This is a genomic window from Bifidobacterium erythrocebi, from assembly GCF_012932675.1.
Taxonomy (GTDB): Bacteria; Actinomycetota; Actinomycetes; order Actinomycetales; family Bifidobacteriaceae; genus Bifidobacterium; species Bifidobacterium erythrocebi.
The window spans coordinates 47,759-68,347 of record NZ_JAAIIF010000005.1 but is presented as its reverse complement, the minus strand read 5'-3'; the positions used below and the strand labels follow the sequence as shown (position 1 = coordinate 68,347).

The window sequence follows — 20,589 nt, the reverse complement described above, 5'->3', positions numbered from 1 at the left end:
CACTCGCTCCGGCGATCAGAAGTCGGACATGTGGAAACCGTTCTTCATGGCCATGCTGCGCGTGTACAGCACGGAATCCAGAAGCTTGTCGGTCTCCTCCTTCAGCTGGTCGGCCATGGTCTGGTTGGCCGCGGCGAGTACCTCCCGCACCTCACCGTTGCGCACGGCGGAGACAATGGCATCCGGATCCATCGGCTCGACGTCGCCGTCGGCGTTGTCCGCGTCGAACTGCGCGCCATCGAAGCCCAAACGGGACGCCTGCTCGTCGGTGGCGGCGACCATGCGATGGCCCATCGCACCGGTCTTCTCCTGGTAGCGCTCGACCGCGTTGGCGGTGTCGGCGAAGGCACCGTCGCACAGGGCTGCGATGATGCGGTTCTCCCAGTAGAAGTTCTCGCTGGTCACGCGCGTGGTGGTATCGGCCAGGTAGGCGGGCGTGACATTGACGTTGGCATAGAACGGCACCAGCGTGTTGAACGGGTTGGAACCGTAGGCCATCCACTGGATCGCGCGGTACGCCTGCGGGCGGTACGGGCGCAGCTGCAGCACGGCGAGCTGGCTCTGACGGTTGATGCCGATCGGACGGTACATGTGACGGGTGTGTTCGTCACCGAGCTTGCCGTACGGATCGTACGGGGTGCCCTGGTAGTGGCCGGACAGCACGTACTTGATGTCTTCGATGGTCACCCTGCGTTCCGGCTGGCGTGCCCACGGGATGTCGTTGTTCTCCGGGCGATGGTCGGCGTCCTGGCCGTCCCACACCTCGTCGTAGGGGTTCAGGAAGCGCTGCATCCACCACGCGCGCGGCGTGTTGTACACGTGGTCGGAGTCGGAGTGGGAGCCGAAGGCGTCGCGCGGGTTGAACGGCGAGACCGCCTCCACGGACAGGTCGAGATGGTTGCGGCTGATGAACTCGCCCAGGTCGGCAGAGCACATGTGCTCGGCCTGTTCGCCCAAGGCGTCGTCCAAGTCGAATTCGTCGATGCCCAGCTGGTTCGGCATGGTCACGTATGCCGAATCCGGCACGCGCTTGGCGATCCAATGGTGTCCGCCCACGGTTTCCATCCACCAGATCTCGTTCACATCGGAGAATGCCACGCCGTTCATCTCATAGGTGCCGTACTCCTCAAGCAGCGCGCCCAGGCGTTCCACGCCCTCGCGTGCGGTCTTGACGTACGGCAGGACGATGGTGAGGAAATCCTCCTCGCCGATGCCACCGGCGACCTCGGGCTCGTAGCCATCCTCGCCTTCCTTGCCCTTGGCGGGAACCAGCTCCACGAAGGGGTCAGCGCCAAGCACGCGCTCATTGGTGGTCAGCGTTTCCGTGGCGCTCATGGCCACATTCGCCTCGTTCACACCGGCTTCGCCCCACACGCCTTCCTTCAGGTCGGCATTGGGCACGCTGGTGTACTGCATGGGATTGTCCGGCAGATCGATCTGGACGTGGGAGATGACCGCACGGTAGGTGCGCGGCTGATCCTCCGGCTTGACGACGATGAACTGCTTGGGGCAGAACTCGCCGTTCGCGGAATCCTCATTGCGGGCGATGATGGTGGAGCCGTCGTAGCTCGCATCCTTGCCCACCAGAATCGTGGTACAGGCCATGATTTCCTTTCTTTCTTGGATTATGCCGCTCCCATGGGGAGCGAAGTATGTGATTCAGACGCAATCCAGCAATTACGGACCGGTCTGACGGCCGGACCCAACGCTGCCTCGCGCTGCCGCGCTCGGACGCGCCTGCGGAAAGCCCACAGGGCTTTCCTTATTCAGATTCAGGCGCGTCCCGTTACGTACATGACGCCTTGGTCGGGGGTTTCCTCGGCCTCGCGCAGGCGGTGGAACATCTCATTCAGCCAGAATCCCTGGTTCAAGCCGGGCAGCGGCTGTTTGGTGGCCCACACGTGCAGGCAGTAGTCGTGATCCTTGTCCGGCGGCTGCGGGCCGTTGTACCGCATGATCAGCGAGGCATCGCTGCTGCGCCCCACGAAATGCGACGCCGAGGAGTTGCGCCCCTGCACCGCCTCGGGGATCATGCCCGGCATCTGACGTGAGAAGTCGGGCGGAATAGCCAGCGCGTGGGAATCGTTGAAATCGAACATCAACGCGTCGATCGGCAGATTCGCCACGATCCAGTGAATCCATTCGAATCCGCACACGGGGATGGAATCGGGGTCGGTGAATGCCCAATGCAGGTAACGTGCATCGGGGGCGACCTCATCGATGTAGAAGGGGAAGGAGATGGCGGGCACGCCGTCCACCCGATATTCCGGTGCCGCGGCCTTGGCGAAGTCGTCGGGCACGACTGTGAAATCAGCGGAGATCTTCATATGCTTCAGTGTATCGCGTCCCCTGCTTCGTCTCCGTGTTCGGCCCACCCGGCGGATACGTCGGCTCCGGCAGGGAACGCAGCATAACGAAGACCCCACCGGCCCAGAGGAGTGGGGGCCGATGGGGTCTTACGATAATCGGAGTCTACCCGGCGATCACTGGGCGGGCTTGTAGAAGTCGCCGTTCAGCGCGGCCTTGGCCTTGGCCTGGGCCTCTTCGAAGGTGACTTCGGCCAGCTGGGCGCGTACGTCGTCCAGGGCGACCGGGGTCATCGACAGGGAGTTCACGCCCAGACCGGTCAGCACGACGGCCAGATCCGGGTCGGCGGCGGCCTCGCCGCACACGCCGACCGGCATGCCCTTGGCGTTGCCCGCGTCGCAGATCAGCTTGATCGCGCGCAGCACCGCCGGGTGCCATGCGGTCTGGTAGCCGGCCACGGAACCGAGCGTACGGTCGGCGGCCATGGTGTACTGGGTCAGATCGTTGGTGCCGATGGACACGAAGTCAGCGACATCGGCGACCTTGTCGGCCATCAGGGCGATGGACGGCACCTCGGCCATTGCACCGACCTTCTTCAGACCAAAGCTCTTGCCCAGCTTGACGAAGTAGTCGGCCTCGTACTCGTCGGCGACCATCGGGGCCATAACCCACAGGTCGGCGTCGGTCTGGGCGTCGGCGGCGGCGAGCGCCTTGAGCTGGCCTTCCAGGACCTCCTTGTGCTCGCGCAGGGTGCGCAGGCCACGCAGGCCCAGAGCCGGGTTCGGCTCGTCTTCCGGGGTGAGGAACGGCAGCGGCTTATCGGCGCCGGCGTCGAGCATGCGGATGACGACCTTCTTGCCCGGGAACTGGCTCAGCAGCTCGGTGTATGCCTTCGTCTGTTCTTCGACGCTCGGCGGCTCGGAGTTGCCGATGAACAGGAATTCGGAGCGGAACAGGCCGACGCCTTCGGCGCCGTACTCCAGAGCGGTCTTGGCATCCGCGGGCTTGCCCAGGTTGGCGAGCAGCGGCACGTGGTGGCCGTCCTTGGTGCCGCCGGCCTGGCCGCGCAGCTCCTTGGCTCTTGCGGCGTGTTCCTTGGCGGCTTCGGCCTGCTGGATCTCCTCGTCGGTCGGCTCGGTGATGACCTCGCCCTTGGCGGCGTTCACGATCACCTGCTCGCCGTCCTTCAGATCCTCGGCTTCGGCGGCGGACACCACGGACACGATGCCGCGGGCGCGGGCCAGGATGGCGGTGTGGGAGGTCGGGCCGCCCTGGGAGGTAACGATGGCGAGCGTCTTGGCGAGGTCAAGCGTGGAGGTGTCGGCGGGAGACAGGTCCTCGGCGACCAGCACGAACGGCTCGTCGGATTCCGGAACGCCCGGAGCCGCGACGCCGCGCAGTTCGGCGATCACGCGCTGACCGACATCGTGCAGGTCGGCGGCGCGTTCGGCCTGGTAGCCGCCGATCATCTTGAACATCTCCTCGACCTGGGCGAAGCCTTCGAGCACGGCGCGTTCGCCGGTCTTGCCGCCGTTGACGAGGTTCTTGATGTTTTCGGCGAGGGAGGGATCGGAGGCGAACATGGCGATGGCCTGCAGGATCGGGGCGGCCTGCTTGGCGCCCTCGTCGCCGTTGGCGGCCTGCTCGGCCTTGCGGTTCAGTTCGGCGTTCACCTTGGCCATGGCCTTGGTCACGCGCTCGTTCTCCTCCACCGCGCTGATCGATGCGTCACGGCGGACGTCGGCCGGCTCCTCCAGCGGCGGGGCCATGCGGATGACCTTGCCCACTGCGACGCCACGTCCAATGCCAACACCCTTGATAATCATGAGTGACTCCCTTTCCTAATTACTTCCGACCACCTGCTGCGCGGTCAGCACAATTGGATATGCGCGCGTACTCGGCGCGTTATGTTACTGCAATGACCCCCACCGTCTTTGCCGGTAAATCATTTTCAGCCAGTGGCCAGTATACACCCGGTAATCCGCGACACAAAAACGGTAAACGTTTTCCGCGTTTTGCGAAAAAGTGCTACACTGTTCCTCAGCGGCGCGCATGTTGCCGCATGATTGTTAGGAACAACAGAACACATCGACTCAAAGGAGTGTCATTATGGCAACCCGCACCATCACCATCAACGATCCCGTCGGCATCCACGCCCGTCCGGCCGCCCAGTTCGCCCAGGCCGTCACCGCCTCCGGCTGCAACGTGACCATCGCCAAGGAAGGCGGCAACGCCGTTCCCGCCGGCTCCATCCTGTCCGTCATGGGCCTGGGCATCAAGCAGGGCGACGCCGTGGTGATCGACGTGCAGGGCGCCGACGACGAGACCGTTGCCGACAACCTGGTCAACATCCTCGTGAACGCCGAGTGAGTCACCCCTCACCCCTTGTGCGTTTCGGCCGCCCGCCATTTTTGACGGGCGGCCGTTCTATTCTCGGAAAGGCTTTCGGCGCACATACATCGCCCTGATGTTCCACGGAATGTTTCACGCTTTTCCGGTCCATGCACCCAATCCGTCCATCGCAACCGCGTCACACGCACGAACCATATGAAAAGGAGACCATGGCAGGCAAGTCCAACAGCTCCATCACGAACGTCGCGGCATTGGCCAACGTGTCCATCGCCACCGTGTCCCGCGTGCTGTCCGGCAAACGGAACAAGGACGACGACATCGCCAGACGGGTGCGTGAGGCGGCGGAACAGCTCAACTACTCCGTCAACTATGCGGCAAGCGCGCTGCGCAGCGACGTGACCAACTCCATCGGCCTGGTCATTCCCAGCGCCACCGACTCGTTCAGCGCCCAGCTGCTCGACGAGATCGAATACGCCATCGACGCCGACGAACAACAGCTCATGATCGGTATCGGCGGCGATCAGGCCACGCAGATAAGCCGCATCGAGTCCCTCGCCTCACGGCACGTGGACGGCCTGCTCGTGGTACCCGCCACGGATGCCGACCTGACGGACACGCTGGACCATTACGCCGACATCATGCCGATCGTGCAGATCGGCGGCCACCAGCAATCATTCAAGACCTCCATGGTCTCCATCGACGAAAACGCCGCGATGGAGCTCATCATGCGGCATCTGACCGAACGCGGCGCACACGCCGTGGCCTACATGGCCAGCAAGGAGATCTCCTTCGAATCGGCGGAGCTGTTCACCATGTTCCACACCCAGGTACGCTCGTACCGCCTTGCCACGCACACCGACTGGAACCAGTTCGGCGAACGCACGGTACAGCGCGGATACGATTGCTCGATGCGTCTGTTCGCCAAGGACAACAGGCCGGACGCGCTGGTATGCGCGGACGACGCGGTGGCATTCGGCGCGATGGTGGCGCTGCACACGCTGGGACTGCATGTGCCGGACGATGTGCGGATCGTCGGCTTCGACGATTCCCCGCTGGCGGCGACGACCATGCCGACGCTGACCTCCGTGCACCCGCCGTTCGAGCAGATCGTCTCGGAATCGTTGCGGCTGATCTCCAATGCCGGCGGTACGCCCGCGCATATCTCGCTGCTGCCGCAGCTGGTGATCCGCGAATCCACGGGATTCACAGGCAACAGAGCCTAATCCATGCTCCCCCGCCGAGGCGCACCCACGTTTCGGGAGTCAGGGAAGCAACGCGCAGAACAGGGCCTCGAACACCAACAGCGGATTACCGTTGCCGTTGAGCCGCTTACGCGCCACGGCCACATGGTCGAGCCGTGCCACGGCCGCGGCACGCGGCATGCCGGCGGCAAGTTCCGTAATGGCCGCGCGATGCTCACGGTTGATGAGCCCGACCGACTCCTCGGCATTGTTCTGCAGAACCGCGACATCGCGGTACACGCTGGCGATGGTGTTCAGCGCACGATCAAGCACGTCACGGCTTCGGCGCGTGGCCTTGCGCTTGATCTCCTCCTTCTTGGCGATGGCGTTGTACGCGCCACGCAGCTTGGGCGGGATGCGATCCGACTCCCCCAGCCCGTTGATCCGACGGAAATCGGCCTGTTCCCTCTCGGCCGCACGCTCCACGTCATGCTCCGCCTGCGATTTGGCATCGGCATTCAGCCTGTCGGCCAGCAACACGGCATCCGAAGCGCGGCGCAGATTCAGTACGCCTGCCACCAGCTCGTCGCGTTCTGAACGCACCCGCTCGTCGGTGGCATACAGTTTTGCGACGCCGATATGTCCTTCGGCAAGACGGGCCGACTGTTCGGCGATATCCGCATCGATGCCGTTGCTTTGCTCAAGCCACTGGGCCACGGCGGCCGGCTGCGGGACGGCGAGATTCACGATGCGCGTACGGGAGCGGATGGTGGGCAGCACGTCCTGCGCGCTCGGGGCGCACAGCAGCCAGATGCAATGCTCGGCCGGTTCCTCGATCTCCTTGAGCAGCACGTTCGTCGTGCGCTCCAGCATACGGTCCACGTCCTCGATGATGATGATGCGCCACGGCGCGGTGCTGGGCATCTGCTCGGACACGGTGATGAGCTCGCGCACCTCGTCGATGCCGATGGTCACCTTGTCGGTGGCGAGAATACTCACATCCGGGTGCGTTCCGGCAAGCACCTGATTGGTGACGCGGGTGGGTTCGTCATTGAGCCCGTGATCTGGGCTTTCCAAGGCCGCCGCGAACGCGCGCGCCAGATTCGAGCGCCCCGATCCGGGAGGGCCGCAGATCAGCCATGACTGTGCGAGCTTGGACGGGTCGCCCGTCGCGATCGCGGACAACATGTCGCACACGGGCCGTTGCCCGATGATGCCATCCCACACGCTCATGAATGCACTCCCCCTTGCGTCGTATTGCGTTCTTATATGAATATGCGAATTTCTTGGGCCGCGGCGTCTACAGCAAGTCCGCAATGTCGGCGCGAATGGCACGCCACATGTTCTCCACCGTACCCGAAGCGTCGATCACGCGGAACCGGTCGGGTTCGCCGGCGGCCAGATCGAGGAACGCCTGACGTGTACGACGCTGGAACGCGTCGCCGGCCGATTCCATACGATCCTCATCGTGGTCAAGACGCGTATGCGAAAGTGCGGGGTCCATGTCAAGCAGATACGTTCGCGCGGGCAGAAGCCCGTTCGTCGCCCACATGCTGAGCGAGCGAACCTCGTCGGCGGTGAGCTCACGGCCCCCGGCCTGATAGGCCAATGACGAATCAAGGTACCGGTCGGTGATCACCACAGCGCCACGCTCCAACGCAGGACGGATAACCTCCGCCACATGCTGGGCGCGGTCGGCCGCGAACAGCAGCGCCTCGGCACGCGGCGCGATATCGGCCGATCCGCCGGGAACACCGTGCAGCAGCAGCTTGCGGATGGCCCCGCCAAGCGGCGTGCCGCCCGGCTCGCGCGTGACGACGACCTCACGGCCCATCGCTTCGAGCTCATCGCGCAGCCTGTTGACCTGCGTGGTCTTGCCGGCGCCGTCGACGCCTTCAAAGGAGATGAATATGCCTTGGTGCATATTCATCACTGTACCCTGCGACGTTCGCAACGCTGCCGCTGCTCACTGCTACGCACAGTCCACCGGACTGTCCGTCCTTCAAAGGAGATGAATATGCCTTGGTGCATATTCATCACTGTACCCTGCGACGTTCGCAACGCTGCCGCTGCTCCGTCACTTCTTCGAGCCCTTGGGCACGACGCTCGGGCGCTCGTACCCTTCGTTCTCGGTCAGCCATGCGATATCGGATTTCACCGTGGACGGCGTCGACCCCAGCTCCTCGGCGATGCGCGTATTCGCCCACCCCTGGTCGGCCAGCTGCTTCACCTTCGCTCGGCGTTCGGCACGCTTCGCCTCGACCGCGCTCACGGTCTTCTTCGCAGTCGACTTCTTCGCGGCGGTCTTCTTGGACGTCTTCTTGGCGGCACCACGACGACCACGCTTCTTCGACGGTCCCATCGCACGCTTCTCCGCCAGGATGCGGTAGGCATCCTCGGGGCTGATCGTCGCGGGATCGTACTGGCGCGGCAACGTGCGGTTCGTCTCGCCGTCCGTCAGGTACATGCCGAAGCGCCCCTCGCGGATCACCACGGGTTTCTTGCTTTCCGGATCCGTTCCCAGTTCGCGGATCGGCGGCTTGGCAGCCCCGCGACCACGGCCACGGTACTTCGGCTGCGCGAACAGGGCCTTGGCCGCCTCGATGTCGACGGTGAAGATCTCGTCCTCGGAGCTGAGCGAACGGGTCTCCGTGGAACCGTCCGCCTTCGTCTTGGTCAGGTACGGGCCGTAACGACCGTTGTTCGCCGCAACCTTGGACACGGAGATCTCGCCGGTCTCGGGGTTCGTCTCCTCGTAGGAGCCGACCTCGCGCGGCAGGCTCAGCAGACGCAACGCGTCGTCCAGCGTGATGGATTCCGGGCTCATCGTCTTGAACAGGCTGGCCATCTTCGGGCGTGGCGCAGCGGACTTCTTCGACCCCTTGGCCGCCGGCGCGGCAGCGGGTGCGTCTTCGCTCTCGACGGGCACCAGCGCCACATACGGGCCGAACCTGCCGTTGCGCACCTCCACGGTGCCGCCGGTCTTCGGATCCTTGCCCAGCTCGCGCGGACCGCCCGAATGGTTCTCGATCAGGTCGCGGGCGACCTCCACGGTCAGTTCGTCGGGCGCGATGGTGTCGGGCAGCGGGGCGCGCTTCGGATTGCCGTTCTCGTCCGTATGGGCCATATCCTCCAGGTACGGGCCGTACCGGCCGACGCGCACATGCATGCCGTCGCCGATCTCGATGGTGTTGATGGCGCGCGCATCGATCTCGCCCAGCTGCGCCACCTGGCGCTGCAGTCCCTCATGCGCCTCGTCCGCATTGGTCGCCGACGCGTCGCCGTCGCCGAAGTAGAAGCGGGTGAGCCAGTCGCGGCCGGTCTGCTTGCCGTGCGCGATCTGGTCGAGCCCGTTCTCCATGTCGGCGGTGAACTGGTAGTCGACCAGCTTGGGGAATTTCGTCTCCAGCAGTTTGATGACGGCGAATGCAAGCCAGCTGGGAATCAGCGCACGTCCGCGCTCATACACGTATCCGCGGTCGATGATGGTGGAGATGATCGAGGCGTACGTGGACGGGCGGCCGATCTCCTTGGCTTCAAGCGTCTTGACCAGCGACGCCTCCGTGTATCGTGCCGGCGGCTGGGTCTCGTGCCCGTCGGCCTGCACATCCCTGGCGTCCAGCTGCTGACCGGCGCTCATCGGCGGCAACGACGTGTCGCCGCTCTCGCGCTTGTCGTCACGCTTGGCGGCGTGATGCTGTTCGCCGGTGGCCTTCATATAGCCCGGGAAGTCGATTACGGTGCCGGAAGCCTGGAACATGGCCTCGCCGTGGCCTTCCGCGGGGGCGGAGATCCTCACCGTGGCCGTCGAACCGGTGGCATCGGCCATCTGGGAGGCAAGCGTGCGCTGCCAGATCAGCGTATACAGCTTCAGCTGGTCGCTCGGCAGCTTGGTGGCCAGCTCGCTCGGATCATGGAATTGGGAGCCCGCCGGACGGATGCACTCGTGGGCCTCCTGGGCACCGGCGGTCTTGGTGGCGTACTGCTTGGGCTTGTCGGACAGGAACGCCTTGCCGAAGTGATATTCGACGGCGTTGCGCGCGGCCGCGATGGCCTCGCTCGACAGGGTGACGGAATCGGTACGCATATAGGTGATGTAACCGTTCTCATACAGGCCCTGCGCCGCACGCATGGTGGCACGCGAGCTCATGCCGAGCCGGTTGCCTGCCGTCTGCTGCAGCGTGGAGGTGGTGAACGGCGGCAGCGGCTGGCGGCGGTACGGCTTCGATTTCATCGACACCACCGTGAACCGCGCCTGGCGCAACGCCTGCGCGACAGCCGTGGCCTCCGCCTCGGTCAGCTGGCAGACATTATCCGCGAATCCGGCCGGCGTGAGCTTGCCATCGGCACCGAAATCCTTGGAAGCGGCCAGTCGCTTGCCGCCCAGCGACACCATGCGGGCTTCGAAATCCACGTTCTCGCCCTGGGCGTTCGGAGCGGTAAGACCCGCCACGATATCCCAATACGAGGCACGGGTGAAGGCCATGCGTTCGCGCTCGCGTTCGACGATCAGCCTGGTGGCCACGGACTGCACGCGCCCGGCGGACAGGCCCGGCCCCACCTTGCGCCACAGCACCGGCGACAGCTCGTAGCCGTACAGTCGGTCGAGGATGCGGCGGGTCTCCTGCGCATCCACCATGTCGGCGTCGACATTGCGGGTCTGTTCCAGGGACTGCTTGATGGCGTTCTTGGTGATCTCGTGGAACACCATGCGCTTGACGGGCACCTTCGGCTTAAGCGTCTCCACCAGATGCCATGCGATGGCCTCGCCCTCGCGATCCTCATCGGTTGCGAGGTAGAGCTCGTCGGCCTTCTTCAGGGCGGACTTCAGATCGGCCACGGTCTTACGCTTGTCGGCTCCGACGATGTAGTACGGCTTGAACCCGTTGTTGACGTCCACGCCGAACTTGCCATACCGTTCCTTGTCGGCCGCAGGTATCTGACTGGGCTGCGCGAGGTCACGGATATGCCCCACCGACGCCATGACGGTATAGCCGTCCCCCAGGTATCCGCTGATCTTGCGCGCCTTGGTAGGAGACTCTACGATCACAAGCTTGCTGCCGTCTGCCATTCCCTCTCCTTATTGCTGTGCTTTCGTGAGCCATAATACTCACGACATGTGGTCAGCCGTTTCATATCGCACGCCCGGTGCCGATTATCAAGCGTGTCAGCCACGGCTGCGGGGCGGGGCCGGAGGCTCGCCCACCAGGCCGATCTTGCTCAGCGGCGAGGCGGTCAGCTGACGCGTCGCCAGAATCAGGCCGAACACCATGGCGTCGATGCCTGCGATAAGCAGCACGGAGGAATGCACCGCGTCGGTTTTGGCCCATGCCGCGCTGATGCTCAGGCCGGGAATCACCTGCCAGATCACGTACCCGGCAAACACTGCGGCGAACAGGCCGGCGGTGATGGCCACGGCGGAGATGATCTGCACGCCGACGGAGGAACGGCGCGTACCCAGCGCATCCATGCCGGAGGTGCGTGTGCAGGCAAGCATCAGCAGCGCGAGTCCGCCCACGATCAGCATGGACATCACCACGTCGCTCGGACGATGCCACTTGCCGCATACCACCGACAGGCCGACGAACAGCCCCCACGCCATGGCGACGAGCGACGCGACCCAACGCCAGGCGCGAGGCACCGCGGCAACCAGCATCGCCGCGGCCATCATGGCCAGGATGGTATGACCGGACGGCGCGGAATTATGCGCGTTGTCGATTACGGTCTTGATGATGAACGGGCGCGGAAGCACGTATTTGAGCAACGAGGCGCAGAAGCACAGCGCCGCGAACACCGCCATCTGACCAAGCAACCACCATCGCCTGCGCGCCACGGCAACCGCCACCGCGGCGGTCACGATGACCAACGAGACGATCAGCACCATGGGGTGCGTGCCGGCACCCAGCACAGCCGCCACCCAACCGGGAACGATCGACGCGAACGTGCTTTCCACCATGTCGTCGTAGGACTGGCCGCTCTCCGTGCACACGCCCAGCCACCACGCCAGGCCGGACAGAGCCAGCAACAGCACTCCGAACACCGCGCACAGCACCCTGCTTGAGGTACGTGGGCGAACGTTCAGCGGATCGACATAGCCTATCGCATCCAGCTCCTCCGGTTCGGCATCCAGTCCGCCTTCATCCTCGAAGTCGGCCAACGACAACCGGTTGTTCGGCGTGACGATCCCGGTCTCCTCGAAATCGTCAAGCAGATTCACAGGCGCCTTGGGGTCTCGGATCATGGGCTGCATGGGCTGCATTGGAGTGTGTTCGTCGGTCATGGTTTTAAGAGTAGTGCATCAGAGGAACAGCAGCCGCCGTGGCACGGGAACGGCTTCGTTCCCACCCGGCACAGGCCTTTGGATATAGAAAAACCTCTACGCACCCGACAGAGGCCACTTACCCTTGCTGCATTCCTGCCCTGGGGGAGTTCGGTGACGTAACGCCGCGTAGAGGCGTAATTCAGTTTACACTACGACCGGACTTCGGCGATTCGCCGACGGGTCGCGCGATGGGATCAGTCGTTGCCGGCGGCCCCATGCGGTGCCGAGGCAAGCCGCCCGCACGCCGTGTCGATCGACTTGTCACTGGCGGTGGCGGAGAAGCGCAGATAGTCCTTCGCGCCATAGAATTCGCCGGGGCTCGGCACGATGCCCAGCTTGGCGAGCTCGGCCATGTCGGCCCAGCAATCGCCATTCAGGGCCTTGACCCACACGTACAGCGCGCCATCGGGCATATCCGCCTGATAGCCGTATGCGCGCAGGGCACGCACCAAGCGCGAAAGGCGCGTGAAGTAGCGTTCCCACTGCGCGCGCACGGCCTGCACGTCGCGCAATCCGGCCGCCATGGCCGCCTGCACCGGACCTGGGATGATCTGGCCGATCTGTTTGCGGTAGTCGCTCATGGCGCGTACCACGCGGTAGTCACCGGCGATGAACGCGGTGCGGTAGCCGGCCATGTTGCTCTGCTTGCTCAGCGAGTACAGCACGAGCACGTTGTCGGCGGTTCCTTCGCACACGGCAGGGCTCAGCGCGCAGGGCGTGGCAGACAACGACTGTGCAGATGCGCATCCGGCATTATCCGGCTGTTCCGCACTCGCCTCGGCACGCGCCGAACGCCAGTCCATCAGCGCATAGCATTCGTCGGAAAGCACCATCGCCCCGATGCGCCGTGCCGCGGCCACGATCTCCGCAAGCCAGTCGGCCCCCAGCACCTTGCCGGAAGGATTGTTCGGGGAATTGACCCACACGGCCTTCACGCCCGGCACGTTCACCCAGGAGTCGACATCCGCCACATCATCGACCTTCAGCACGGTGGCACCCGCCAGCTGCGTGCCGATCTCATAGGTCGGATAGCTGACCTTGGGCTGCACGACCACGTCGCCGGGGCCGAGATGCAGCAGGCTGGCCATCAGCGCCACGGACTCTTTGGAACCGACGGTGGGCACCACGCCGGCGTTCACGGCCCCCAGATCCACGCCGCGCATGGTGCGGAACCACGTATGGATGGCGTCGCGCAGGTCGGCGCTGCCTATGGTGGCGGGATAGCCGTGCGCATTGGAGGCGTCCGATGCATCGGCGAGCGCCTGTCGCACGCTGGCCGGAACAGGGTCGACCGGGGAACCCACGGAAAGGTCGATCATGCCTCCGGGAACGGCTTTGGCCACGGTTTTGTAGTCCGCGATGCGGGACCAATCGTAGGGTGATGAGAATTCATGAAAGCCCATGGGCGTTCCTTTCCGTATCTAGCAGAACGCCTTTCCCGAAGGAAAGGCGTCATATGCGTGCCGTTACTGGTTCTGCGGCGGCAGGGCCGCGACCTGTTCGGGATCCTTGCCGATGGCTTCGCCGCCGGCACCGCCACGGTCGCCGACCTCGGCGAAGAAGCTTACGGCCGCGTCCTTGTACCAGGCCCACTCGTCAGGCAGGTCATCCTCGTAGAAGATGGCCTCGGTGGGGCACACGGGCTCGCATGCGCCGCAGTCGACGCATTCGTTCGGGTTGATGTACAGCGAACGGGAACCCTCGTAGATGCAGTCGACCGGGCACTCGTCCACGCATGCCTTGTCCTTGACGTCCACGCAAGGCTGGGCGATAACGTATGGCATGGTTACCTCCTTGGAAAATCGCTTCTCACTAGGTTACTCTTCGGCTTGGGCAAGCCCCGCCGCGTCGCTCTCGCCGCTCTTCGCCGCGCCCGCGAGTTCGCCGTTGCCCAGGCGCGCATGCCGGTAGCCGTAGCCGAAGTAGATGCAGAAGCCCACGATGAGCCACACCACGAATCGAAGCCAGGTGAGCACGCTCAGGTTGAGCATGAGCCACAGGTTCGCCAGCGCGATGAGGATCGGGATCCACGGGTTGCCGGGCATCTTGAACGTGCGCTTGAGGTCGGGGCGCTTCTTGCGCATGATCGGCACGGAGATGGCGACCAGCGTGAAGGCCGACAGCGTGCCGATATTGACCATATCGGCGAGCACGTCGACGTTGGAGCAGGCGGCGATGAGCGCCATGACCACGCCCACGCCGATCTGCAGGCGGGCCGGGGTGCCGTTCTTGCCGGTGTGGCTCATCGCACGCGGCAGCAGGCCGTCTCGGCTCATGGCGAACACCACGCGCGTGACGCCCAACAGCAGCACCATGACCACGGTGGCCAGGCCGATCACGATGCCGAAGCTGATGATCTTGGCGGCCCAGTTGGCGCCGACCATTTCGAACGCGGTGGCCAGCGACGGGCTGTCCTGCTTGGCAAGATCCTTATAGGAGACCATGCCGGTGGTCACGATGGCGACGAGGGTGTACAGCACGATGATGATGCCCATGCCCACGCCGATGCCCAGCGGCACGTTCTTGCGCGGGTTGATGGCCTCTTCGGAGGTGGTAGCCACAACGTCGAAGCCGAGGAAGGCGAAGAACACCAGCGCCGCGCCGGACAGGATGCCGGTCACGCCGTAGATGGTCGGCGTCATGCCGGTGACCCACTGCCAGAGCGGTTGGTTCATCGCGGCGCTCACGCCGGAGGTGGAGTCGGACGCCGCCGGTTCGCTCGGCGGGATGAACGGGGTGAAGTTGCTGGCCTTGATATAGAAGAATCCGACGATGACCACGAACAGCACGATTGCGATCTTGAGGATGGTCAGCGCGCCGTCGACGCGGGCGCCGATCTTGGTACCGAATACCAGCAGTACGGTGAAGAACGCGACGATGATGATCGGTGCGAAATCGAAGTGGAACGAGCCGATGGCGACGTTGGTGTTGATGTTCCAGCCCACGAGTCGGAAGAAATCGTTGAGGTAGACGCCCCAGTACTTCGAGACGACCGATCCGGCCATCAGCATCTCCAGGATGAGGTCCCAGCCGATGATCCAGGCGACGATCTCGCCGACGGTCGTATAGGTGAAGGTGTAGGCGGAACCGGCCACCGGGATCATCGAGGCGAACTCCGCATAGCACATGACGGCCGCACCGCATACGATGCCGGCGATGAGGAAACTGAGGATGACCGCAGGGCCGGCGTGGAACGCAGCAGCCTGGGCGCCGATGGAGAAGATGCCGGCGCCCACCGCCACGGCCACGCCCATGATGGCCAGATCCCACCAGGTCAGGTCGCGCTTGAGGCTATGCCCCGTCTCCGCTGTCTCCGCGAGCGTCTGCTCGACGGATTTCTTTCGAAATATGTTCACCGGTGTCCTCTCTTCCGATCATATGCGCGGCGTACTTCCCCCGCTCCAAACGGATAGCGACTGTATCACCACCATAAAACCGGACGTTACGAGGCGGTCACCATGCGGTTTACCGCAGCGAGAAGCCCACCACCACGGGTTCGGGCACCAGTCGAACGCCGAAGGCACGCTCCACGCCGTCCTGCACGGTTTTCGCCAGCGTCTCGATGTCGTGGGCGCCGGCCTGCCCCCGATTGGTCAGTGCCAGCGTGTGCAGCGTGGACAGGCCGGCCTCCGCGTTCTGCGTGGTCTTGAATCCCTTGTGGAAGCCTGCGTGGTCGATGAGCCAGGCGGCGGAGGTCTTGATGCCGGGCTTGCCGTTTGGCAGCGTCGCGTCGAACCGCGGTGCGTCCGGCGGCAGCAGTGCCGCCTGCTGTGCGGTGAGGATCGGGTTCATGAAGAAGCTGCCGCAGCTGTGGCGGTTGGGATCGGCCTGCCCCTGCTGCGCCTGCAGCGCGACATCGACAAGCTCGGCCTTCTTCGTGCCTTGCATGGCCGGCGCGGCGTACCTCGTCGCGTCCTCCAGCATGCCCTTGGAGGCGCGCACCTTCAGCACGGCGTTGCGGATATCCCTGGTGGCCATGCGATCGCCGACCTCGACGCCCAGCGCCTTGGCGAGCTGGCCGTACCCGACGGTGCCGGTATCGCTGTGCGTCAACGCGAAGGTGACGGACAGCACCACGTAGCGCGGCGTGGGGAAGAATTCGCCCGCCGGCACCGCCGGAGCCTGGTACATGCTCGCCTTCAGCGCGCTCATGCGGTAGCCGAACCGCATTTCGGCTGCCGTAAGGTTTCTGGTCTGCTTATCCTTCCTATCCCATACCTCGACCGATTCGACGCTGGTGCCGACTTCCTGGCCGTATGCGCCGATGTTCTGCACCACGGACGCGCCCACGGTGCCGGGAATGCCGGACAGCCCCTCGACGCCTTCAAGGCCGAGTCCGACGCAGAAGTCGACGAAGTCGTCCCAATTGCACCCGGCTTCGGCGTTCACGTGTACGGTGCGGTCGCCGCCTTCGACGGGGGCGGCCTCGTCCGGAACGGTGATGGCGCGGCGCGCGTCACGCACCACCACGCCGTGAAACGGTTCGTCGGAGACGAGCACATTGGATCCCCCGCCGATCACGAACAGCGGCAGCCCCTTGGCGTCGGCCTCCTCCACGGCCTCGATGACGCCGACGCGGGTGGTGGGTTCTACAAAACGATCGATCTCGCCGCCGACGGCGATGGTGGTGATGTCTGCAAATGAAGTCATGCTTGACAGCATACAAAAAGACCCGACCGATTGGGTCGGGTCTTCAAAGCATTGGGTGCTCAGCGGGTCTCGCGGTGCACGGTCTGCTTGCCGCAGCGAGCGCAGAACTTCTTCAGTTCAAGGCGATCAGGAGTGTTACGACGATTCTTGGTCGTAATGTAGTTGCGCTCCTTGCACTCGGTGCATGCCAGCGTGATGCCGGGACGGATGTCGGCGCTCTTAGCCATGTTCATTCACCTCTGTAGTCATTAGTAGCGCCCGTCGGTTAACGGGCGCAATTTGTAGCGAGGAAGAGGCTCGAACTCTTGACCTTACGATTATGAGTCGTACGCTCTAGCCAGCTGAGCTACCCCGCCAGAGAGCCCCGAGTGAGAATTGGACTCACGACCTCTTCCTTACCAAGGAAGTGCTCTACCACTGAGCTATCGGGGCGTGGCGGATAGTGGATTCGAACCACTGAAGCACGAAGCGGCTGATTTACAGTCAGCTCCCTTTGACCGCTTGGGAAATCCGCCAGGTCTCTGCTCCCTGTCTTGGCTGAACCTCAACAGGCAACTCGAATAATATGCCATGTCTGGAAGACTTTCGCAACTCGACACCCCTTTTCGGCGTGTCGCAAGGAAATATGCGGCCTGACGGGGTCTTCAGACGGGGTTGACCGGCTCAGACAACAGAAAAACCCCGCGAAAAAACGCGGGGTTTTCCGAAACGATAGGAATCTCAGCCGAGAATGGCCAGGATATCGCGGGCGGCGACGATCAGGTAGTCCTCGCCCTGGTAGTGCACCTCGGTGCCGCCGTACTTGGAGTACAGCACCTTGTCGCCGACCTTGACGTCGACCGGGATACGCTCGCCGGCATCGTTGCGACGGCCCGGGCCAACAGCCAGGACCTCGCCCTGCTGCGGCTTCTCCTTGGCGTTATCAGGAATGAACAGACCGGAAGCGGTCTGGGTCTCGGCCTCAGCCTGCTTGACGATAATCTTGTCTTCCAACGGTGTGAGCTTAATCGACACTGTGGGTCACCTCGTATTCGATAGTTGTTCAGTGTATCTGCGCCAGGAAACGGACCCAAGAGGCTGACGATCACCTGAGTGGTTTCAAGCACTAAGCCATATCGTAGCGCGATTTTTAGCACTCTGCCAACTCGAGTGCTAACGCTGTGAGAGAAATCGCCCGATCACTGCGCGACGCGACGCGCAAGAATCTCCTCAAGATTGCTTCCCAGGGAATCGGATGTCGCAGCGGGAACCGCCACCTGAGCCTCCTCCTCGGCCTTATGGAAGGAATCGACGTCGCTGGTCTCGCCGTTCTTCACGGCTTGCGCATCGGCGGCTTCTCCTTGCTGCCTGGCAGGCTCGGTCTCCATCTTCGCCTGTGCCGCCAATGCCTCGCGCTCGGCCGTATCGACCGGCTCCGCCTTGGACACCTGACGGGTGGACTTGATTTCAAGGCTGCGCGGATCGTCCTGCGCCGACTCGGCGGCAGCGGCATCCACACGCGGTCTGCCCAGCGAGAAGGAAATCAGATCCTGCGCACCGGCCTCACGCACCGTCTCTGATTCCGAACGCGGCTCGGGCAACGGACGCTCCACCACGGCCACTTCGGCCTTGGCCGGTTCCTTACCCTGTTCACGAGCCTGTTCCTTGGCCTGCTGAGCGGCATGCTCATCCAATGCCTTGCGCTGTTCGATCTGCGCCTTACGCAGTACCTGGCGGATCTCACGCTGCGTCATCTCGTCGGTGGGCGGCTCCGCGGCAGCCGCTGCGGCGGCGGCTACGGCTTGCGCTTGTTCTTGCGCCTGCTGACGGGCATGCTGCGCCGCCTGCTCCTCACGCGCTTTTTTTTGGGCCTGCGCCACGGCCTTATTGCCCGCCACACGCTTGCGGGCCAACGACAATTCATGCTCCCATTCACGGGCCTGCTTGGCCGCGTGCACACCGCACGCCAGCACCACAACCAGCAACGCGGCGGGAATCAGCGCATACAACGGGCTGAACCGCAGCGAGAACGCGCAGACCAACACCACCACCGTAATCAGCGCCAACGTGGCGACGATGATGCGGCGGCGCTTGATCGCCGCCCGACGAAGGCTGCGTACCTGAGCAACGCGTTCTGCCGTAGGCATACCCGGCTGCTTCGTGTTCGGCTGCATCCCAACCCCTTCCATATGTGTCTGGCCATCGCTGAACCGTGTTCCGCTGTGCTCATCCACAAGATGCAACGAAGCCGAAAACTTGTCCGCACGATGTTCCAGCACTTGCTTCATGCTGTTGGACGTTCGTAAGGGCAGCCAGACCGCGATTCCAAGAATTACGATTACCGCCACGATGACCGTGCTCAGCGAATCGTATCCCATAACTTTCAAGAATAGGTGAACGGCGTCACAATATTCGAGTTTCCTCGTGGGCGTGTCGGGATATGAGACGAGATTCGAACCCATCCTCCACATCTTCGGCAAGCAGACTGAAGACGCGATGCGTGCGCCAACGGCCATCGACATACATGTAATTGGCCTTCTCACCCTCGTCGCGGGCACCAAGCTTGCGCACCACACCCAGGGAACGCTCGTTCTCGGGAAGAATCGCGATCTCCAGACGATGCAACTGCGGGCCGTCCGGACTGCCGATGGCCCAATCCGCCAGCATGGCGAGCGCCATGGGGGCAATGCCATGACCGGCGTATTCGCGCGCCACCCAATAGCCGACCACACCGCTGCGCATCGCGCCATAGGTGATCGCGCCGATGGAGATCTGCCCGATCATACGCTTGCGGTACTCGATCATGAACACCACGCCGGTGCCCTGCGCCTCGTTGCGCCGCTGCTGACGCACCCACTGGGCGAAGGTCATGCCCGGCCCATGCATGGGATCGCCGGCGGCCCAAGGCTTGAGCCATTCGGAATTCTGCCAGCGAACGGCGTTCCACTCGTCGGCGTCGTCCATATCCATGGTGCGCAGGGAAATCGGCACGCCACCCACCGGGGCATGCAACGCCAAAGGCGTATGGATGGCATTCGGCGACGCCACTCCCAAGGCGTCACGCAAAGCCTGAAACAACAACACGCTTCCCATTGTGCCATCGAATCGGACGGGCATGGCGCACTGCGACCGTCAGACGAACCGGCAACGCTATGCTGGCAGGCATGGAACCGAACGAGGCAAAGCAGATCCTGCGCCGAAACGCCATCAGACGGCGCAAAACCACCAGCGTATCCGACCGGTGGCAAGCCGGTGAGGCGCTGGCGTGCGGCATCGACGCACTGCCGCTGCCCGCACTGCACCACACTGTGGCGGCCTATCTTTCCATGGGATCGGAAATCGAGACACGGCCGATGCTGCGCGCACTGGCCGAACGGGGGTACCGCCTGCTGCTGCCCCGGCTCGGCAGGGGGCTCGACGTCGGTTGGGGCGAATATTCCGGCACCGCGGTCGAGGATCACGGCACGCACCGGCCGCAGGAACCGACCGGCGATACGCTGCCGGCGAGCGCGCTGGCCCACGCCGACCTCGTGCTGCTTCCCGCGCTGCTGGTCGATGCCCACGGGGTGCGACTGGGACGAGGCGGCGGCTGGTACGACCGGGCGCTTGCGCATTGCGTTCCGGGGACTCCGGTAGTGACCGTGTGCTGGCCGTGGGAAGTAGGCCACAGCGCTCTCCCCCACGAGCCGCACGATGTTCCCGTCACCGCCACGTACACGCCTTGTGGGTACTCGGCCATCGCTTATCCACAAGCGTAACCGTGTCAGCGTGCCGACTAGGATATGAACGGTTGCGACC

The 20,589-nt window shown here is 63.9% G+C and carries 18 protein-coding genes, 3 tRNA genes and 1 other RNA gene; 3 read left to right on the top strand and 19 right to left on the bottom strand.

The window, feature by feature from the left end:
• Nucleotides 1-15: 15 nt before the first annotated feature.
• The 3 genes from G1C98_RS01390 to ptsP form a co-directional block, all read right to left on the bottom strand.
• Entirely contained in the window at nt 16-1,605 is a 1,590-nt protein-coding gene (locus G1C98_RS01390) for a C69 family dipeptidase (RefSeq protein ID WP_169078547.1), read from the bottom strand.
• Nucleotides 1,606-1,772: 167 nt separating this feature from the next.
• Nucleotides 1,773-2,327 (bottom strand): YbhB/YbcL family Raf kinase inhibitor-like protein, encoded by a 555-nt coding sequence (locus G1C98_RS01385; RefSeq protein ID WP_169078545.1) that lies wholly within the window; start codon nt 2,325-2,327, stop codon nt 1,773-1,775.
• A gap of 156 nt (nt 2,328-2,483) precedes the next feature.
• Nucleotides 2,484-4,133 carry a phosphoenolpyruvate--protein phosphotransferase gene (ptsP, locus tag G1C98_RS01380; RefSeq protein WP_169078543.1) on the bottom strand — a complete coding sequence of 550 codons (1,650 nt, stop codon included), beginning with the start codon at nt 4,131-4,133 and terminating at the stop codon, nt 2,484-2,486.
• Nucleotides 4,134-4,416: 283 nt separating this feature from the next.
• Between ptsP and G1C98_RS01375 the strand changes: the two genes are divergently transcribed.
• Nucleotides 4,417-4,677 carry an HPr family phosphocarrier protein gene (locus G1C98_RS01375; protein ID WP_169078541.1) on the top strand — a complete coding sequence of 87 codons (261 nt, stop codon included), beginning with the start codon at nt 4,417-4,419 and terminating at the stop codon, nt 4,675-4,677.
• 191 nt (nt 4,678-4,868) lie between these two features.
• Nucleotides 4,869-5,882 (top strand): LacI family DNA-binding transcriptional regulator, encoded by a 1,014-nt coding sequence (locus tag G1C98_RS01370; protein WP_169078539.1) that lies wholly within the window; start codon nt 4,869-4,871, stop codon nt 5,880-5,882.
• Between the two features lie 39 nt (nt 5,883-5,921).
• Here the strand turns inward: G1C98_RS01370 and G1C98_RS01365 are convergent, their stop codons facing one another.
• The 16 genes from G1C98_RS01365 to G1C98_RS01290 form a co-directional block, all read right to left on the bottom strand.
• On the bottom strand, nt 5,922-7,073 hold the full coding sequence (locus G1C98_RS01365) for a DNA polymerase III subunit delta' (RefSeq protein ID WP_169078537.1): 1,152 nt from the start codon (nt 7,071-7,073) through the stop codon (nt 5,922-5,924).
• A 67-nt stretch (nt 7,074-7,140) separates the two neighbouring features.
• Entirely contained in the window at nt 7,141-7,770 is a 630-nt protein-coding gene (gene tmk / locus G1C98_RS01360) for a dTMP kinase (protein ID WP_169078535.1), read from the bottom strand.
• A 147-nt stretch (nt 7,771-7,917) separates the two neighbouring features.
• Nucleotides 7,918-10,911, bottom strand: coding sequence for a type I DNA topoisomerase (gene topA, locus G1C98_RS01355; RefSeq protein ID WP_169078533.1), 2,994 nt, complete (start codon nt 10,909-10,911; stop codon nt 7,918-7,920).
• Between the two features lie 96 nt (nt 10,912-11,007).
• Entirely contained in the window at nt 11,008-12,120 is a 1,113-nt protein-coding gene (locus G1C98_RS01350) for a phosphatase PAP2 family protein (protein WP_169078531.1), read from the bottom strand.
• A gap of 84 nt (nt 12,121-12,204) precedes the next feature.
• Nucleotides 12,205-12,301, bottom strand: an RNA gene (gene ffs / locus G1C98_RS01345) — signal recognition particle sRNA small type.
• A gap of 55 nt (nt 12,302-12,356) precedes the next feature.
• Nucleotides 12,357-13,565, bottom strand: a complete 1,209-nt coding sequence (dapC, locus tag G1C98_RS01340) for a succinyldiaminopimelate transaminase (RefSeq protein ID WP_169078529.1) — start codon at nt 13,563-13,565, stop codon at nt 12,357-12,359.
• Nucleotides 13,566-13,628: 63 nt separating this feature from the next.
• Nucleotides 13,629-13,946, bottom strand: a complete 318-nt coding sequence (gene fdxA, locus G1C98_RS01335; protein WP_033508887.1) for a ferredoxin — start codon at nt 13,944-13,946, stop codon at nt 13,629-13,631.
• 33 nt (nt 13,947-13,979) lie between these two features.
• Entirely contained in the window at nt 13,980-15,518 is a 1,539-nt protein-coding gene (locus G1C98_RS01330; RefSeq protein ID WP_169078527.1) for an APC family permease, read from the bottom strand.
• 109 nt (nt 15,519-15,627) lie between these two features.
• The gene (locus tag G1C98_RS01325) at nt 15,628-16,812 is read right to left on the bottom strand and encodes a UDP-N-acetylmuramate dehydrogenase (RefSeq protein WP_169078525.1); all 1,185 of its coding nucleotides are present in this window, start codon (nt 16,810-16,812) and stop codon (nt 15,628-15,630) included.
• Nucleotides 16,813-16,871: 59 nt separating this feature from the next.
• A complete protein-coding gene (gene rpmG / locus G1C98_RS01320) occupies nt 16,872-17,039 on the bottom strand; it encodes a 50S ribosomal protein L33 (RefSeq protein WP_033508889.1) in 168 nt (55 codons plus the stop codon).
• Between the two features lie 55 nt (nt 17,040-17,094).
• Nucleotides 17,095-17,168: transfer RNA gene (locus G1C98_RS01315), tRNA-Met, on the bottom strand.
• A gap of 4 nt (nt 17,169-17,172) precedes the next feature.
• Nucleotides 17,173-17,244, bottom strand: a tRNA-Thr gene (locus tag G1C98_RS01310).
• Nucleotide 17,245: 1 nt separating this feature from the next.
• Nucleotides 17,246-17,327: transfer RNA gene (locus G1C98_RS01305), tRNA-Tyr, on the bottom strand.
• 205 nt (nt 17,328-17,532) lie between these two features.
• Entirely contained in the window at nt 17,533-17,826 is a 294-nt protein-coding gene (gene groES / locus G1C98_RS01300; protein ID WP_169078523.1) for a co-chaperone GroES, read from the bottom strand.
• 164 nt (nt 17,827-17,990) lie between these two features.
• Entirely contained in the window at nt 17,991-18,938 is a 948-nt protein-coding gene (locus G1C98_RS01295; protein WP_169078521.1) for a hypothetical protein, read from the bottom strand.
• A gap of 256 nt (nt 18,939-19,194) precedes the next feature.
• On the bottom strand, nt 19,195-19,884 hold the full coding sequence (locus G1C98_RS01290) for a GNAT family N-acetyltransferase (protein WP_240944873.1): 690 nt from the start codon (nt 19,882-19,884) through the stop codon (nt 19,195-19,197).
• A gap of 71 nt (nt 19,885-19,955) precedes the next feature.
• Here G1C98_RS01290 and G1C98_RS01285 point away from each other — a divergent pair, with 71 nt between their 5' ends.
• Entirely contained in the window at nt 19,956-20,549 is a 594-nt protein-coding gene (locus tag G1C98_RS01285; RefSeq protein WP_169078517.1) for a 5-formyltetrahydrofolate cyclo-ligase, read from the top strand.
• Nucleotides 20,550-20,589 lie beyond the last annotated feature (40 nt).

Coding starts and splice junctions, on each gene's coding strand:
- G1C98_RS01390 (WP_169078547.1), bottom strand. CDS start 1,605: ATGGCCTGTACCACGATTCTGGTGGGCAAGGATGCGAGCTACGACGGC.
- G1C98_RS01385 (WP_169078545.1), bottom strand. CDS start 2,327: ATGAAGATCTCCGCTGATTTCACAGTCGTGCCCGACGACTTCGCCAAG.
- ptsP (WP_169078543.1), bottom strand. CDS start 4,133: ATGATTATCAAGGGTGTTGGCATTGGACGTGGCGTCGCAGTGGGCAAG.
- G1C98_RS01375 (WP_169078541.1), top strand. CDS start 4,417: ATGGCAACCCGCACCATCACCATCAACGATCCCGTCGGCATCCACGCC.
- G1C98_RS01370 (WP_169078539.1), top strand. CDS start 4,869: ATGGCAGGCAAGTCCAACAGCTCCATCACGAACGTCGCGGCATTGGCC.
- G1C98_RS01365 (WP_169078537.1), bottom strand. CDS start 7,073: ATGAGCGTGTGGGATGGCATCATCGGGCAACGGCCCGTGTGCGACATG.
- tmk (WP_169078535.1), bottom strand. CDS start 7,770: ATGAATATGCACCAAGGCATATTCATCTCCTTTGAAGGCGTCGACGGC.
- topA (WP_169078533.1), bottom strand. CDS start 10,911: ATGGCAGACGGCAGCAAGCTTGTGATCGTAGAGTCTCCTACCAAGGCG.
- G1C98_RS01350 (WP_169078531.1), bottom strand. CDS start 12,120: ATGACCGACGAACACACTCCAATGCAGCCCATGCAGCCCATGATCCGA.
- dapC (WP_169078529.1), bottom strand. CDS start 13,565: ATGGGCTTTCATGAATTCTCATCACCCTACGATTGGTCCCGCATCGCG.
- fdxA (WP_033508887.1), bottom strand. CDS start 13,946: ATGCCATACGTTATCGCCCAGCCTTGCGTGGACGTCAAGGACAAGGCA.
- G1C98_RS01325 (WP_169078525.1), bottom strand. CDS start 16,812: ATGACTTCATTTGCAGACATCACCACCATCGCCGTCGGCGGCGAGATC.
- rpmG (WP_033508889.1), bottom strand. CDS start 17,039: ATGGCTAAGAGCGCCGACATCCGTCCCGGCATCACGCTGGCATGCACC.
- G1C98_RS01295 (WP_169078521.1), bottom strand. CDS start 18,938: ATGCCTACGGCAGAACGCGTTGCTCAGGTACGCAGCCTTCGTCGGGCG.
- G1C98_RS01290 (WP_240944873.1), bottom strand. CDS start 19,884: ATGGGAAGCGTGTTGTTGTTTCAGGCTTTGCGTGACGCCTTGGGAGTG.
- G1C98_RS01285 (WP_169078517.1), top strand. CDS start 19,956: ATGGAACCGAACGAGGCAAAGCAGATCCTGCGCCGAAACGCCATCAGA.